Here is a 15,304-nt window from a genome sequence, read left to right as displayed (position 1 = left end):
ATCGTGACAATCCGGAGGTTAAGTAACATCTTTTATCTCGTGACCGGAGTGCTTCTCTCCCTGCTTGTTCTTTTCAGCGTGCTCCGCTTCTTGGGGCAGCGGGAATTGAATCACGTCCAGGACGTCCGCTTTGCGTCGTTCCTCGTTGCCGACGAGCTGCGCCAGTCTTCCGATGATCTGACGCGCATGGCGCGTACTTATGTTGCCACCGGGGACCCGAAGTTCGAGCGTTTTTATTGGGAAATACTTGCAATCCGTAACGGCGAAAAGGAGCGACCGCTGCACTATGAGCGCAGTTACTGGGATCTCATGGCCGGCGATACGGATTTCCAGCCAAGATCAAGCGGACAGAAGATTTCTTTACAGGAGCAAATGAAGGGACTCGGATTCACTGCGGCGGAATTTGCAAAACTTCAGGAAGCCGAAAATAATTCCAACCGCCTGGTCCAGTCCGAATACAAGGCGTTTAATGCGATGAAAGGGCTGCGTCCGGACTCGACAGGCCAATTCGGCGTGAAAGATACCCCCGACCCAGAACTGGCGCACCGCATTATGTATGACGAGAGCTATCACCTCGCGAAAGCCGAGATCATGCAACAGGTAAACAAATTCCACGAATTGTTCGACGCGCGCACGTTCGAGGCAGTTGCGGCCGCACAACACCGCACTCAGCTCTATATTTTCGGTGTCTTCCTCACGCTTGCCCTTCTCGTAGCCTGGCTCGTTCTTTCGTCCCATATCGTGTGGCGAAAGGTACAAAAACTGGTGCAACTCGAAGATGCGACCCGGAACAGCGGAACAACCGATCGTGCCTTTCAATTCGAGATCGATTCGGACGACGAGATAAGTAATCTTGCCCGTGCCTTTACTGCCGCCCAGACGGAACGCGACCGCTACTTTAACGAGTCTCTCAATTTTCTTGCCATCTCGGATTTCGGCGGCTGCTTCAAGCGCTTGAACCCGGCATGGAAAACCGTTTTCGGCTTCACGCAAGAGGAGTTGCTGTCTCGACCGTTCCTGGACTTCGTGATGTCCGGGTCCCGCGCGGAGACCGCGGCGGAATTGGACAAGCTGATCATGGGCATTCCCGTTTCCTTTGAAACCCCGATGTGCTGCAAGGACGGCTCTTCCCGCTGGATTTTATGGAATATAACTGCCGTGCAGGAAGTGCGTGAATTCTATTTTTCCGGCCAGGATATTACGGCAAGGAAGAGTATCGAAACGGAACTGCACAAGGCGCGTAAATCGGCCGAGGCTGCCAGTAGGGCCAAGAGCGAGTTTCTGGCAAATATGAGCCATGAGATTCGCACCCCCATGAATGGCGTGCTCGGCACTGTCGGCCTGCTTTTGAATACTCCGTTAACTGCTTCTCAGCGCGAATTGGCAGGATTGGCGCGCGCAAGCGGGGAGACACTGCTCACCATCATTAACGACATCCTTGATTTCTCTAAAATCGAGGCTGGTAAGCTGGTTATTGCGCCTATTCCATTTGACCTGCTCCAGGCTGTTGAAGATGTAGCCGGCATGATCGCCATGCAGCCAACGAGGAAGAAAGACGTGAATGTCATCGTACGCTACCTTCCCGACGTGCCACGCAATGTAATCGGTGACTTGGGGCGTATTCGTCAAATACTGACGAATTTGACGAACAATGCCATCAAGTTCACTGATAAGGGCCATGTGCTTATCAATGTCGAATCTGATTCTGTCTCCGAAGACGAGGTCACGGTTCGCATCAGTGTCGAGGATAGCGGCCTGGGGATCGCGGAAGCTAAATTGGGAGATCTCTTCAATAAGTTCACGCAGGCCGATACCTCCACCACCCGCCGCTACGGAGGCACCGGCTTGGGCTTGGCCATCAGCAAGCAATTGGTGAAATTGATGGGGGGGACCATCGCTGCGAAAAGCCGTGTAGGGGCCGGATCGACGTTCTGGTTTACCCTCCGCTTGCCGCTGCAGGGGAAACAGCCGGTTGAGGTGAGGTCGCACACGGAACTGGCACGTGTTCGCGTGCTGATCGTGGACGATAACGCAGTTAACCGCCTGGTATTGCAAGAGCAGATCCGCGTCTGGAAGATGCGCATCGGAACTTCCATATCAGCAGCCGAAGCGCTCCGGGCGTTACGTGCTGCTCAGGCCGCCGGCGACCCGTATCAGATTGCGATCCTCGATTATCAAATGCCTGACATGGATGGAGAAATGCTGGGCCAGGCCATCAAAACGGATCCTTTGCTTCACGATATCCAGTTAGTGATGTTAAGTTCGCTGGGACAACAGGGCGATATCAGGGACCGGCTAAAGAGTATCGGTTTTGCCGCCTATCTGGTCAAACCGGCGCGCCAATCGGAACTGTTGTCGACCCTGGTACATGTGTGGGAAGCCTACTGCAATCGCCGGCCCATCGATCTTATCAGCGATCATCAACTCCTTCCAGGAGCCCATGGGGCACATACAAGTGACCTTACAGGTCCGCCGTTTTCCGGTATACGCGTGCTGCTTGCGGAGGATAACATGACCAATCAAATTGTCGGGGCGACAATGCTGCGAAATCTGGGCTGCGACGTTGATGTCGCCACCAACGGCCGGGAAGCCGTGCAAAGGACCGAAACGGCCTCCTACGATATCGTGTTCATGGATTGCGAGATGCCCGAAATGGACGGCTTCGAGGCCACTGCTGCAATTCGCCGCCGGACTGGCAACAAATCCCCGCTTCCAATCGTTGCGGTAACGGCGCAAGCGATGCAAGGAGATAAGGAGTACTGCCTGCTTGCCGGAATGGATGATTACATCAGCAAGCCGGTTAAACAGGAAGACTTTGCGGCCACCCTGAAAAAATGGACGCCTGCAGTACGAGGGGAGCGGAAGAGCGAGGCACAACAGTATCGCACCAGGAATGAGAACGACGCTGCCGTTGAGAGCCTGGTCGCCCCTTTAACTCCGATCTCTTCATTTCTTCCCAAAGTTTCATCTTCGCTAAACGCCGAAGTCGTTGCACGTTTACGAACACTGGGAAAAGAGACCGCAGAACCGACCTTGATGAGCCGGATATTTGCGACTTTCCTGAAGGAGGGCGCCGAACGCATTGTTGTTTTGCGGAATGCTGCGAGTGAGGGGGATGCCGGGCTCCTGGGCAAGACAGCCCACGCCTTCAGAGGAGCTTGTGGCAGCGTGGGCGCGCAGCATTTGGCCGATATTGCCCAGCAACTGGAGGCTCTCGATAAAACTCGCAGCGTGACGGAAGCTGCTGCGCTGATAAAACAGATTGAAGGCGAATTTGAACGGGTGAAGGTCGAAATTGCCGCGCTCGATATGCAGCCCGAACCGTTATCAGGCAAGGCCCTGTGATGAAGATACTGATCGCGGAAGATGATACCACCTCGCGCCTTCTGTTCGGCGCAACCCTCAGGAAACTCGGATACGCGGTAACGGCGGTGGAGAACGGGCAGAAGGCTTGGGATGCATGGAAACAAGACGGGCACTCCCTGCTTATCTCTGACTGGATGATGCCGGATATCGATGGACTGGAGTTATGCAGGATGATCCGTGCCGAACCCAGCCTGCAATATACGTATATCATTCTTCTTACCGCACTGGACAGCAAGGGCAGCTATCTCGAAGGCATGGACGCGGGTGCCGACGATTTCATCACCAAGCCTTTCGATGAAGAGCAGCTGGCAGCCCGGCTACGGGTCGCCGAACGAATACTTGCCCTGCACAAGAAGCTGCATGTGCAGGCGACGCACGACCGCCTCACCGGCGTATGGAATCGTGCCGCAATCATGGACTGCCTGGAAAGGGAGCTGGGACGGGCGGCGCGCGAAAGCAGCCGCGTTGGCGTTGTACTGGCCGACCTCGATCACTTCAAGCGGGTCAATGATACGCATGGACATCCCACGGGCGACGCGGTATTGCAAGAGGCAGCGCGCCGCATGCGCCTGGCGCTGCGTCCTTACGACCGGATCGGGCGTTACGGCGGCGAGGAATTCCTCGTCACGGCGCCGGGGTGCACGTTAAGTGAAGCGATGGCCCTGGCCGAACGAATTCGTGATTCCATCAGCGCAGGGCCTGTCGACTGCCAGTCAGGAGTGATTCCCATGACCGCCAGCCTGGGTGTCGCGGTCGGTGGCAACCGGACTGGCGAGGACGCCGGCATGCTCATCGCCGCCGCTGATGAGGCGCTTTACCGGGCAAAAAGAGCAGGCCGCAACCGGGTTGAATTCTCAAAACGGGAGGTGTAACTCCTGGTAGCAGAATGTTAAAAAGCTGATTCATTGCGGCGCACGTGAGCCCAATGCGCTCCTTCCACTTGATGCAGAGCCTCAAGCCATCCTCCGGATGTAGAGACTACCTCGCTCCTCATAGCGGCTAGTAATTTAATGAAGTTCTGCACGTCCGACCCTATCTCATCCTTGTTATACTTGCGTGCAATCCCTTAAAAAGCGGCATTTTCAATGGCTGGATTCAGGCGAAGAGTTCTTATCCCTTCTCATCTCTATTACTTTCAGCGAGGAGACTAAGAATATGTTGCCAGCACGCATTGTAACCATAGGTGCATCAGCCGGCGGAGTGGAAAGCCTGTCTGCCCTGGTTGCATCATTGCCTGCCGATTTGGATGCGGCAATTTTTGTGGTCTTGCACATTCCTGCAAATTTCGTGAGTACCTTGCCGGAGATCCTGTGTAAAAAGGGGCCGCTAAAGGCAGTACATCCGGCGGATGGGGATGAGATCGAGCGGGGGCGAATCTATGTCGCCGCGCCCGATCACCACTTGCTGATCGAGGCCAACCGTGTTCTCGTAACCAGGGGCCCCAAGGAAAATCGCAACCGGCCATCTGTCGACGCACTATTTCGCTCCGCCGCCTATTCTCATGGCTCTCGAGTCATTGGTATCGTTCTTTCCGGGGCACTGGATGATGGTACCTCCGGTTTGTGGAGTATCAAGCGCATGAACGGAATCACGATTACCCAAGACCCTACTGAAGCCTCCTTTGATTCAATGCCGTCAAGTGCGCTCAGCCAGGTTGAAATCGACCACTGCGTGTCGGTCCATCAAATGGGCGCGCTGTTGAAACATCTTACGCAGCAAGCGTTGAAAGAGCCAACATATGACGTGGCGAACGACAGGCGAAAAATGGGGATCGAAGTCAGCGTCGCTGTGGATGGCGACGCGTTTGAGAAAGGCATCATGGATGTCGGACCTCTCACTCCTTTTACCTGCCCGGAGTGCCAGGGCGTATTGGTAAAGCTAAACGAAGGGAGGCTTAACCGGTTCCGCTGTCACACCGGGCACGCCTATTCCACCAGCGCGCTGCTTTCCGGCGTAATGGAAAAAATAGATGAAAGTTACTGGGCGGCGATGCGCAGCCTGGAAGAAGCCGCCATGCTGCTTGAGCAGACAGGCAAGGATTTCGCCAAGGAAGGAGAGAATAAGGCCGCGGCGGTATTTCTTGAGCATGCGCGTGTCGCGACCGAGCAATCGCGCCTGCTGCGTAACACCGTGCTGTCGAGCGAACGTTTTAGCGGTGATAGCTTGCTCAATAAGGCGGGACAAAAATAGAACAGCGTTTTCCCGAACTGCTAATGAATACCGTGGAGTTACGCTGTCACACTTTCTCTCCTCTACTTTAAACATAATAACGTTGACAATGTCTCGGAGTTTCGGTATTGTTCATCTACGTGTAATTCCCACGCTTGAGAACGTATAGCTCCATTAAGAATACCAGTGAATAAAAAAGTCCGATGATGAAAGCGCGAAATACAATTGTCAGCTTGCCGTTGTTCTGCTTGCTTGCAGGGTGGAGTGCGTTCTCGATCGCGGCCGGGACCGCTGAAGCCCCCGATACTCGTCCCGCTTCCGGGAATGCTGCGCCGCAAAGCGATCCCAAGGCCGTGGTCAAATCCTATGAAGATGAGTCGAGCAAGATGCATGAGGCCGTGGCCAAACACTACGAAGATGTAGCCAAGGAATTACAGGCAAAGATTCAGGAACAAAAACAGCTATTGGCGCATTACGAAGATAAAAGCTATCTTTATGGCAGACGGGCCCAGGATCTGCAAGCCCACGCCGACGCCCTGGTCCGCAAGTACGAGGAAGCCGCAAAGGCAAACCTGAAAGAAGCCGCTTTGCATCGGCAGATGGCTTCGAAGATTAAAGAGAATAGCGGCAAGTCGAGCTGAAGAAAGTAGTTCGACGGCAATGATTCGTTACCTGATCGTTACGTCCTGTTGCGCATATCCGCCCTTCTCCCCCTGGCGGACTCATTCTAAGCACCCTGTCAGAAGCGCTTTCAGTTTCAAATCCGATGCAGCCAGCTTTTTGGCATTGTTTTGCGCCTGCCTAGTGTATACAAGCGGCCAATTCACCAGCCCGGTTCCTCCATGAATGCATCCACGGGGGTGTCCAGGTCGTCCCGAATCGACTCACGTATACCGGGGACTGACAGGAGAGACAACGTTTCCTGTATCGCAGCCCACTCCTCTTCAGCAATAAGAACAGCTCGATTTCACCTGCCCGAGATAGCCAGCGGCTGATGTGAGGACGCAGCAGCATCAATCGGCCGATACAGATTGGCGCGGGCTTCACTTGCTGTCATGCCAGACAGTCATGATTACCTCCAGGCAAGTCTCATCACCGTCATGATAGTACGCTATTCCGTACGTTCGTCGAGAGCCCGGCACAAAGCCCACACGCAGCTGCTGGCGGAAGAGGTCATTTAAAACGCAAAATTCTTTCCTTTTCTGTTTTTTGAACTATAAATGGAAGGAACCAGGCGATTCCAGTGACCAATTTCCACAGCCCCACAGCGATAGGGAGAACAAAACATGGTGAGCCGCAAGATCACATTCCCTTGTCCCGTCCGCCGCATCAGCGTCGTCTGGCGGGAGGGCGCGTGGATTATCGAGAATGATATCCGCGTCAGGAGCATGACCCTTCCCAAATCCGACGAGCTGCCCGAAGCCGCGCGTGGCCGTGGCGTGACAGGCTTCTGGTACGAAGCCGTCGATAGACAGGGCCGCACCATCTACCGGCAAGTGATGGAAGACCCATTTCTCGGTATGGAGGTCTTCGGTGGCAATGGCGGCAATGGTGGCAATCGCGGCAACGGCGGCAATAGCGACAATGGCAGGATCAGAAGAATTAAAACGCTACACCGCCAGGTTAGCCTGGAAATCCTGGTACCGGATGTGCCGGACCTCGACGCGCTTCATATCTACTCAAGCAACAAGCCTTCGCCCCATGAAGTGGAAGCGCAGGAAATGCCCAGGGAACGCAAGGCCGAGCGCATTGCCGTGATACACCTGCACGGCGAGAAAGGAGGCGAACATGGGCATCAATGACGGCATGGTCCTCGGTTCGTCAAAGATCCTCGATAACGGGCCTGACGACCAGCGCATGAATATCGTGCTGGTAGCGGAGGGTTTTCAGGCTGGCCCGCAGCAAACCGAGTTCGATAATTTGTGCGATGAATTCGTCGCCGCACTGGAGGCTGAGCCGTGGTATCCGGCTGTCGGCGGAGCAATCAATGTCTGGAAGCTCAACGTCACATCAACCGATGTGGGCGCAGATGATCCGGCTGACTGTCCCGACCAGGCCGGGGACGGGACCGTCGCCGACACTTACTTCGACGCCACTTTCTGCACCAGCGATATCCACCGGTGCCTCGCACCCGATTTTTTGCTGGTGAAAACAACGCTTACTGCCAATGTCCCGGTGTGGTATGCCGGCGCAGTCATTGTCAATACGCCCAAGCGCGGCGGCTGCGCGTCTTCCGGAGACCGGATTTTTGCCACTGGTTTGGGCGCCAGTTCCGGCGAAAGCTGGACCGACATCGCCCTGCACGAATTTGGTCACGCGGCTTTCAGCCTGGCCGATGAATATCCTTATGGCGAGGGAAACAACGCGCCGGCAGGCGAACCGTTCAAGCCAAACATAACAGCGGCCACCACCCTCGCCGACCTCGCCGCTACCGGCCATCCGGTCAAGCTGCTCTGGACGGAAATGGTGGCACCCGAGGTGCCGATCCCCACCATGCAAAATCCGGACTGTACGGCGGAAGACGAGAGCCCAAACGTCCTGGACAGCGATTTCCAGATCGGCTTATTCGAGGGGGCCGGCTATTACCATTGCGGGCTTTACCGGCCCGCTTATCTTTGCCGGATGCGCGTGTCGAAAGAACCCTTCTGCGGAGTCTGCATTCAGGGAATCGCGGACAGGCTCGCCGAATTTATCTCGCCCACTCCGCGCATGGAAGTTGTTACCGGCAACGGATCGCTGCTGCTGGATTTCGGCCAGGTCGTCCACGGCCTGACGATGCATCGCTTTTTCGAAGTGCGCAATAATCGCGTCGGTTTTCCTGGCACCCTGCGTGTCAACCTCTCGGCCATCACCGGACAGTTCAATTATATTCCCGACACGGACCTGAGTTTCACACTCCCCGCGCCCGTCAACGAGCCCTACACCGCGCGGCGAATCTTCATCGCCTTCACTTCGACCGATGTGGGCGGGCCAAGCTTCCCCGGCAGCCTTCAGGTCACAACGCCTGACGACCCCGCAAATCCCCTGGAGACAGTGGATCTGCTGGCGCAAGCGATACCACCGATGCCCATCGATACCGTACTGGTCTTTGACAGGTCGGGCAGCATGGGCGAACCGACCGGCGTTCCGGGCCAGCGAAAAGTCGACCTCGCCATCGAGGCGGGCAAGCTTTATGCCGCGCTTATCAAGGATAACGATCGTATAGGCGTGGTGCGCTTTAATAACGTTGCCAATGATCCGGGAGACATCCTGCTGGATATGGAAGTCGCCGGCGCGCAGGGTGATGGGATGGGGCGCGATAACGCTACCAATATCCTGACTCCGGCCAATCTTAATCCATCCGGCAATACCTCGATCGGCGCGGGCATTCTACTGGGCAGCGATGTACTGGATGGAGCGGTCGCCGACAGCCGTGCCCTGATTGTCTTGACCGACGGTATTCAGAACACGCCGCCGGATATTCCCGAAGCAACGGCTACAGTCTCAACCAAGATGCCGAAACAACGCGTGTTCGCGGTGGGGCTGGGGCTGAATCAGCTCGAAGACAAACTCGTGCAGATCGCAAGCGTGACCAATGGCGTTGCCCACATCACCGGTGAGCTGGTTGGTTACAAGGAGTTTTTGTTGCAGAAACTCTATGTCCAGATTCTCAGCGATGTCAGCGACGAGGCTTTTGTCAAAGACCCGCTGGGCATCGTGCTTCCTGGCCAGAAACGGGCAACAAAAGTGTACCTGGGCGAAGTCGACGTGGCAGCGGATTTCATCGTCGTCTTCCGGCGGACGTTCGTGTATCCCAAGTACATACGCGTCTGGCTGGAAGCGCCGGACGGCACAATTGTCACCCCGAACGATGCGGGAGCGCTACCCAATGTCGATTTCGTCGCCGGGAAGTCCCACATGTTCTTCCGCTGGGTATTTCCCGCCTTCCCTGACCGGCCGACAGCGCATATCGGACGCTGGCGGGTGTGGGTGGAAAATTTCGCCAGGCAACGGCCGACAGTTGGGACGGCGGCCGGTTCGGCAAGCGGTGGCGAACCTTTTTACTACTCGGTGATGTGCAAGTCGCGCAGCGATCTGCACTTGGGAGGGTACCTCGTTCAATCCAGCTACGCGCCCGGCTCTACCATGACAGTGGTTTTGGAGCCAACCGTATACGGCCAGCCGATCAAGCTCAACACGCCGCCGGAGGTCCAGGTCATCAGGCCCGACAATGTCCTGCGCACGCTGGTGCTCGATCCCGGCGCAAATGGAGAATACCGTGGAAACTTTACCGATACGCCTCTCGTAGGCCCCTATACATTCTCCACCGAAGTGTCGGCGACCTCTCCAGGCGGAAATCGCGTGACGCGCTTCCGGCAGTTCACAGGGCTCATCTTCTATCCCGGCAGGCCGGACGGCCAGGATGGAACCGGCGGCCACGACGATTGCAAAGAGGCACGCGAATTAGTTCGTCGGCTGAACAGGATCATCGAACGCTGCTGTTGCAAAAATCCGCGAATCCCGCAAGCGTCGACAGCGGGGTCTCTGGTGGAACCTGAACCAGGAGCGCAAAAGCCGTCCAGGCCAGCCTGAAAAACCGCCGCTTGCGGTAAAACCTGGCTCACTTCCTCGAAGCCTTCTATTACATCTCCTGTTACCACAATTGATGCGTCTTTATATCTTCCAGGGCACGGTAGAGTGCATCGGTCTAGCTCTGCCGCCACTACAGTCCAACGCTGCCGCTATTTTTGCAAAAAAACCTCAACTTCCGCAATATAAAATAGTTTAAACATAATTAAGTTGACAAAGTATTTTGAATTGGGTAAGATTCGAATCAGGAAAGCTGGAAATGAAAAGAAACGATCTGCCCCTGGGTAAAGACATCCGGGTTAAAGAATAACCTCACGAGATAAATGATGAAGACTAAGAATATTTTTGGAGTCTTATCCGTAATCGGCTTACTGGCAAGCCCGCTCGCAACTGCGACCGAAAATCCGGAAATCCTTAGCGCTGCCAAGAATGCCGTAACCCGCAGCGATCACGAAGCTGTCGCAAAATTCTATGAAGACGAGGCCAGGCAGATACAGGCAAAAGTAGAAGAGCAGAAAGGATTGCTTGAGCAGTATGAGAACAAAAGCTATCTCTATGGCAGGCAAGCACAGGATCTGCAATCGCATACCGTAGCGTTATTGCGCAAGTACGAACAAATCGTGAATGAAGACATAAAGGAAGCCGCCGCCCACCGGCAAATGGCTTCAAGGCTCGGACAAAGCGACCACGCCGCATCTGACTCGCAACAACTTGTTACCGTTGGCGCGTCCCGCTCGGAATAATATCCGTGATAATATCGGAAGTATCGGCAAGCCGGTTATGCTTTGCTAACCCGGCTTGCATTGCGTATTGATCCCGATTTCCTGATTCCTATCAATCCAAGACGTCTGATCCAGCGCCCTTCCTTTTTTTGTTTGACATTCGAGACGACCGGTCATATTATTGCCTTATGCTCACGCCAACCAAAAAAGAGATTAATAGAGAAAGCCTGTTAAGCCAGGGTGTTACGATGTTGATGGAGCAGGGTTATCATGGCACCGGGTTGCAGCAAGTTCTAGCTGCCGTGAATATTCCCAAAGGTTCTTTTTATAATTACTTTGGCAGCAAGGAAAATTTTGGCGCGGAAGTCATTCAACACTACATTGATCCATTTATTACCCAATTAACCGCCCATTTGCAACAATCCGATAAGGATGCGCTGGGTGGAATACAGCGTTACTTCGATGAGCTCATTGCGGAGCTCGAGAAGAACAGGTTTAAAGGTGGTTGCCTGCTGGGGAATTTGATGGGAGAAATAGGAGATACCAGTGATGTCTGCCAAAAATCTCTCCAATCGGCCGTTAATCGCTATCGGGATTTATTAAAATCCGGCTTGGCCAAGGCGCAACAACAAGGCACGGTAAGACTGGATAAATCAGCTGAAGAAATGGCTGACCTGCTATTGAACACCTGGCAGGGGGCTTTATTAAGGATGAAAATAGAAAAATCATCCGCGCCGGTTAAACAGTGTTGCCAGGATTTACTGGGTGATTTTTTCAAGCCTTGATTTTTTTTCATCTATTATAAGACGACCGGTCATATACTAAAATTTTACCAGGAGACAGACAATGCCAAAATATCTTATTGAACGTGAAATTCCCGGGGCCGGCTCACTGACTCCCCAGGATCTACAGGCTATTTCCCGGAAATCATGCGGTGTCCTGAGCGGCATGGGCTCGCAAGTCCAGTGGCTGGAAAGCTACGTGACGGAGGATAAAGTCTACTGTATCTATATCGCGCCTGATGAAGCCGCTGTCAGGGCACATGCCGAACAAGGCGGCTTTCCCGCCAACCGCATTTCTCGCATTAAATCCGTAATCGACCCGACCACCGCCGAAAATTAATTACCACGCCAATAAGAGGACCGCCATGCAAATAACCTGGGATCAGAATATATGTTGCCATGCCGGCGTTTGCGTTAGTTCGCTACCGGAGGTTTTTAAGGTACAGGATGGCAAATTTATTATTAACCCATCCGCAGCAACCGAGGAGGAGATTATGTCCGTTGTTGGCCGGTGCCCGTCAGGGGCGTTGCAAATAGAACATTGCCAGCGATAAAGCCGGAAAACGGAGTATAAGGAACCCTCGTGAATCTCCAACTTCTGCTGGCGCTCCGATGATCTACGCGAACATTCATCGCGCACTGGGATATGAAAATTCATCCATGAATTAAAATCTGAAAAAAATGGAACCGACAGACGTTTGTCCGGGACTAAATATAAAGCCTTTAAACGTTTGCCGGGATCCAATACTTTGATTGTCGTCTTCTTCGTGGAGGCGATAAGCTATCTAAGCAGTTTGTCGCGCTTTTCACCCTATATCTTGAATTCGATCGTTAAACTTTAGAAGGAACGCGCGATGCGCAATCCATTGCAAAATGATGCCTTGGGCAAGTTGATCCTGCGCCTTACGGTAGGCTTCCTGATACTGTTCCACGGAATATTCAAGATACTCAATCCCGGTTCTCTCGATTTCATCAAAGTACAACTTGCGAACATTAATTTGCCCACTGCGCTGGCTTACGGAGTCTACGTGGGCGAAGTCATTGCACCGCTCATGATTATCCTGGGAATTTTTTCACGCCTTGGCGGTTTGCTCGTTTTTGGCAACATGATATTCGCATTGGTGCTGGCACACCGCAGCCAGTTATTTTCGTTAACCGGCACTGGCGGCTGGGCACTCGAATTGCAAGGTTTTTATTTATTTTCCGGCCTTGCGATATTATTCCTTGGTAGCGGTAGAATGGCGATTAGACCAGACTAGTATAGTGAGTCAGAGATATCGTTACTTCCCGGTTTATTCATTTGAATCGGTTATGTAAACGTTCTCTGACTCACTACACTAGCGGCCTGCCGGACTTGAACCTGAATGCGGCAGCCCACTAGGCCATTTTATGGACAAATTGCTAATGGATGTAGGCTCTTCAAAACTCATGAATTCCATCAACGCGAATTCCCCCAAAGCCGATCAGTGCCGGTGGCGTTCCGTCGCCAATCCGGCTGAGCTGAACGATATCGCGTTGAGCATGATTCTCGCCAGCGCCGCTGCGGCAATCCAGAAACGCGGAGAGTTTCACCTGGTACTCGCCGGTGGCGATACACCGCGCGCAATCTATAAAAAACTGCGGGCGGTACAGACCGACTGGTCGGCCTGGCATATCTATTTCGGCGATGAACGATGTGTGCCGCCAACCGATCCGCGGCGCAACTCCCTCATGGCCGGAGAGGCCTGGCTCGATTATGTCCAGATCCCCGCGGACCAGCTGTATACGATTCCAGGTGAACTCGGCGCGGATCTGGCGGCTTGCGAATACGCACAGACCTTGAATAACGTCGGCATCTTCGATTTGACCCTGCTTGGGCTCGGAGACGACGGACATACCGCAAGTCTGTTTCCCGGCCACGAATGGGGAACCGAATCCGACTCACCCGACACGCTGGCGATACTGGATTCGCCCAAGCCACCGCCGCAGCGCGTCTCATTGAGTGCTGCCCGGCTCAGCCGTTCACGGCAGGTAATATTTCTGGTTAGCGGAGAATCCAAGCGGGATGCGGTGGCGCAGTGGCGTGCCGGCGAAAATATTCCTGCAAGCGCAATAGCCTCGGAGACAGGCGTCGATGTGCTGCTGGAATCCGCCCTGCTATCGCCGCAAAAGTAGCCAAGGTAGGATGGTTGAAGCGAAGGGCAACTTATCGTCTCCCAAAAACCTCATCGCTTCACCGCCGCCAACCCGTTCCTGACTGATGTGTGAGTGCGAATAGGCGAACCGGGAATGCGCCTTCGATTCCCTGCCTATAACACTTCGGATGTGAGCCTAGGCCAAGATGGGTAAAACAAACGTAAATCCGCCGGTTAGCGTAACCAGCGGATTTAGTGGATTTGACGGATTAGCGGCTTTCGTCTTTTGGCTCGTCTTGTTCCTTGAATCTGAACCTGCACACATCGCCGCCACGGGCCATGCATTCATGGTGTTCAACCTTGCTGTCGGTAAAGGTTTCCATCAGCCCCATGTCCAGATGGCAAATTTCCACGTCTTTTACCGCCATCCTGTGAAACACGCAGTTATCGGCTTCGATTACCGGCTCGCCCCCCGGCAAGGTGGTATTTTTAGCGTTGTAACCTAGCTGGTCCATTACCTCGGCCAGCTTTTCCACCTTCTCCTTGTGCGTCCTCAAACCGGGATACTCGCTGCGTATCTGCCGTGCAACGCCAGCCCCGATTTCATTCAGGCGCTTGCCCATATTTTCAGCACCTTCTTCATGCTGGATCGATGACACCATTAACTGCGCAAGCCACGAGTATTGGCGCGGAAAAGTTTCTTCGCCACGCTCGGTTATGACGTAAAGCTGTTGGGGGCGTCCTCCCCCTGAAGGCCGCATGGCCCCGCCTTGCACAAATCCCGACCCTTCCAGTGCGGCAAGATGTTGCCGCACTGCGTTTCGCGTAATTTCAAGTCCTTTCGAAAGCTCATCCACACTCAGGCCCGGCTTGCTCCTACGCAACAGCTTAAGCAGCTGTCTTTGCCGCTCTCCCATTGTATTAAGCATTTGGCTTTCCCTCCGTTCTCCCTATTGGTTTAGTTATATGAAATTGTTATGGAACACCTCGTTACTAATGCCACTATATACCATATGGACACTTTAAACATAAAAAAGTTGACAAAATAGCGTCGATCTCTTATAGTTCCCCCAAAGATCGGGATAATATAACTGTTTTTTGCTTTGTCAATGGATCGGATTTTAAAGGAGATACCATTATGAAAACAAGGACATTATTGGCAGCCATGTCTCTCGGTTTGTTGGCTTCCTGTGCTCAGATCACGCCCCTCGAGGCGGTTCAGAACACAAATGTTCGCAAAGCTTCCCAGAACGCCAGAACGCGGGGCGATCACGACGCGTTGGCAAAGTATTTTGAAGATACAGCCAGGGAATTGCATGCAAAGGCTGAGGAACAAAAGAAATTGCTGGAGCATTACGAGGAAAAAAGCTACCTCTATGGCCGGCAAGCCCAGGATTTGAAATCGCATACGTTCGCTTTACTGCGCAAATACCAGGAAACCGAAGAAGCAAGCATAAAAGAAGCGGCCCTTCACCGGCAAATGGCGCAAGAAGCAGCGCAGCGTCACGCAGGCAAAGAGGGCCCGATCGTAAGCGACGCAGCGAAACCACGTGTAGATCACAATTGAAATAGACGAAGCTGG

14 protein-coding genes and 1 pseudogene are annotated in these 15,304 nt (G+C 53.8%); 13 read left to right on the top strand and 2 right to left on the bottom strand.

Going from position 1 to position 15,304, the window contains the following annotated elements:
- The first annotated feature begins 3 nt into the window (after positions 1-3).
- The 4 genes from BLP45_RS02110 to BLP45_RS02095 all read left to right on the top strand — a co-directional run bounded on the left by BLP45_RS02110 (position 4) and on the right by BLP45_RS02095 (position 6,176).
- Complete coding sequence (locus BLP45_RS02110; protein ID WP_090369294.1) at positions 4-3,345, top strand: PAS domain-containing hybrid sensor histidine kinase/response regulator; 3,342 nt, start codon at positions 4-6, stop codon at positions 3,343-3,345.
- Positions 3,345-4,238 (top strand): GGDEF domain-containing response regulator, encoded by an 894-nt coding sequence (locus tag BLP45_RS02105; RefSeq protein ID WP_090369292.1) that lies wholly within the window; start codon positions 3,345-3,347, stop codon positions 4,236-4,238. Before BLP45_RS02110 ends, BLP45_RS02105 begins: the two co-directional genes overlap by 1 nt.
- Before the next feature lie 283 nt (positions 4,239-4,521).
- Positions 4,522-5,556 (top strand): chemotaxis protein CheB, encoded by a 1,035-nt coding sequence (locus BLP45_RS02100; RefSeq protein ID WP_090369290.1) that lies wholly within the window; start codon positions 4,522-4,524, stop codon positions 5,554-5,556.
- Between the two features lie 182 nt (positions 5,557-5,738).
- Positions 5,739-6,176 (top strand): hypothetical protein, encoded by a 438-nt coding sequence (locus BLP45_RS02095; RefSeq protein WP_256327631.1) that lies wholly within the window; start codon positions 5,739-5,741, stop codon positions 6,174-6,176.
- A gap of 182 nt (positions 6,177-6,358) precedes the next feature.
- Here BLP45_RS02095 and BLP45_RS15050 read toward each other — a convergent pair.
- Positions 6,359-6,601: pseudogene (locus tag BLP45_RS15050) on the bottom strand (type II toxin-antitoxin system Phd/YefM family antitoxin).
- Positions 6,602-6,821: 220 nt separating this feature from the next.
- Between BLP45_RS15050 and BLP45_RS02085 the strand changes: the two are divergent.
- From BLP45_RS02085 to pgl, 8 genes are all read left to right on the top strand, one after another.
- A complete protein-coding gene (locus BLP45_RS02085; RefSeq protein ID WP_090369288.1) occupies positions 6,822-7,337 on the top strand; it encodes a hypothetical protein in 516 nt (171 codons plus the stop codon).
- The gene (locus BLP45_RS02080; RefSeq protein WP_090369286.1) at positions 7,324-10,107 is read left to right on the top strand and encodes a M64 family metallopeptidase; all 2,784 of its coding nucleotides are present in this window, start codon (positions 7,324-7,326) and stop codon (positions 10,105-10,107) included. The genes BLP45_RS02085 and BLP45_RS02080 overlap by 14 nt, the downstream gene beginning before the upstream one ends.
- Before the next feature lie 323 nt (positions 10,108-10,430).
- Entirely contained in the window at positions 10,431-10,847 is a 417-nt protein-coding gene (locus BLP45_RS02075) for a hypothetical protein (RefSeq protein WP_090369284.1), read from the top strand.
- Between the two features lie 167 nt (positions 10,848-11,014).
- Positions 11,015-11,611, top strand: a complete 597-nt coding sequence (locus tag BLP45_RS02070) for a TetR/AcrR family transcriptional regulator (protein WP_090369282.1) — start codon at positions 11,015-11,017, stop codon at positions 11,609-11,611.
- A gap of 61 nt (positions 11,612-11,672) precedes the next feature.
- The gene (locus tag BLP45_RS02065) at positions 11,673-11,948 is read left to right on the top strand and encodes a DUF4242 domain-containing protein (RefSeq protein WP_090369280.1); all 276 of its coding nucleotides are present in this window, start codon (positions 11,673-11,675) and stop codon (positions 11,946-11,948) included.
- 25 nt (positions 11,949-11,973) lie between these two features.
- A complete protein-coding gene (locus BLP45_RS02060; RefSeq protein ID WP_090369278.1) occupies positions 11,974-12,162 on the top strand; it encodes a (4Fe-4S)-binding protein in 189 nt (62 codons plus the stop codon).
- A gap of 300 nt (positions 12,163-12,462) precedes the next feature.
- The gene (locus BLP45_RS02055; RefSeq protein WP_090369276.1) at positions 12,463-12,867 is read left to right on the top strand and encodes a DoxX family protein; all 405 of its coding nucleotides are present in this window, start codon (positions 12,463-12,465) and stop codon (positions 12,865-12,867) included.
- A 130-nt stretch (positions 12,868-12,997) separates the two neighbouring features.
- Entirely contained in the window at positions 12,998-13,762 is a 765-nt protein-coding gene (gene pgl, locus BLP45_RS02050) for a 6-phosphogluconolactonase (RefSeq protein WP_256327630.1), read from the top strand.
- 229 nt (positions 13,763-13,991) lie between these two features.
- Here the strand turns inward: pgl and BLP45_RS02045 are convergent, their stop codons facing one another.
- Positions 13,992-14,651, bottom strand: coding sequence for a helix-turn-helix transcriptional regulator (locus BLP45_RS02045; RefSeq protein ID WP_090369274.1), 660 nt, complete (start codon positions 14,649-14,651; stop codon positions 13,992-13,994).
- Positions 14,652-14,860: 209 nt separating this feature from the next.
- Here BLP45_RS02045 and BLP45_RS02040 point away from each other — a divergent pair, with 209 nt between their 5' ends.
- Positions 14,861-15,289 carry a hypothetical protein gene (locus BLP45_RS02040; protein ID WP_090369272.1) on the top strand — a complete coding sequence of 143 codons (429 nt, stop codon included), beginning with the start codon at positions 14,861-14,863 and terminating at the stop codon, positions 15,287-15,289.
- Positions 15,290-15,304 lie beyond the last annotated feature (15 nt).

It is taken from the genome of Nitrosospira sp. Nl5 (assembly GCF_900102495.1).
GTDB lineage: Bacteria > Pseudomonadota > Gammaproteobacteria > Burkholderiales > Nitrosomonadaceae > Nitrosospira.
This window is presented reverse-complemented; position numbering and strand designations above follow the sequence as displayed.

Bases quoted from the DNA above. Each gene is read 5' to 3' on its own strand.
- BLP45_RS02105 (WP_090369292.1), top strand. From the start codon at position 3,345: ATGAAGATACTGATCGCGGAAGATGATACCACCTCGCGCCTTCTGTTC.
- BLP45_RS02100 (WP_090369290.1), top strand. From the start codon at position 4,522: ATGTTGCCAGCACGCATTGTAACCATAGGTGCATCAGCCGGCGGAGTG.
- BLP45_RS02095 (WP_256327631.1), top strand. From the start codon at position 5,739: ATGATGAAAGCGCGAAATACAATTGTCAGCTTGCCGTTGTTCTGCTTG.
- BLP45_RS02085 (WP_090369288.1), top strand. From the start codon at position 6,822: ATGGTGAGCCGCAAGATCACATTCCCTTGTCCCGTCCGCCGCATCAGC.
- BLP45_RS02080 (WP_090369286.1), top strand. From the start codon at position 7,324: ATGGGCATCAATGACGGCATGGTCCTCGGTTCGTCAAAGATCCTCGAT.
- BLP45_RS02075 (WP_090369284.1), top strand. From the start codon at position 10,431: ATGAAGACTAAGAATATTTTTGGAGTCTTATCCGTAATCGGCTTACTG.
- BLP45_RS02070 (WP_090369282.1), top strand. From the start codon at position 11,015: ATGCTCACGCCAACCAAAAAAGAGATTAATAGAGAAAGCCTGTTAAGC.
- BLP45_RS02065 (WP_090369280.1), top strand. From the start codon at position 11,673: ATGCCAAAATATCTTATTGAACGTGAAATTCCCGGGGCCGGCTCACTG.
- BLP45_RS02060 (WP_090369278.1), top strand. From the start codon at position 11,974: ATGCAAATAACCTGGGATCAGAATATATGTTGCCATGCCGGCGTTTGC.
- BLP45_RS02055 (WP_090369276.1), top strand. From the start codon at position 12,463: ATGCGCAATCCATTGCAAAATGATGCCTTGGGCAAGTTGATCCTGCGC.
- pgl (WP_256327630.1), top strand. From the start codon at position 12,998: ATGGACAAATTGCTAATGGATGTAGGCTCTTCAAAACTCATGAATTCC.
- BLP45_RS02045 (WP_090369274.1), bottom strand. From the start codon at position 14,651: ATGCTTAATACAATGGGAGAGCGGCAAAGACAGCTGCTTAAGCTGTTG.
- BLP45_RS02040 (WP_090369272.1), top strand. From the start codon at position 14,861: ATGAAAACAAGGACATTATTGGCAGCCATGTCTCTCGGTTTGTTGGCT.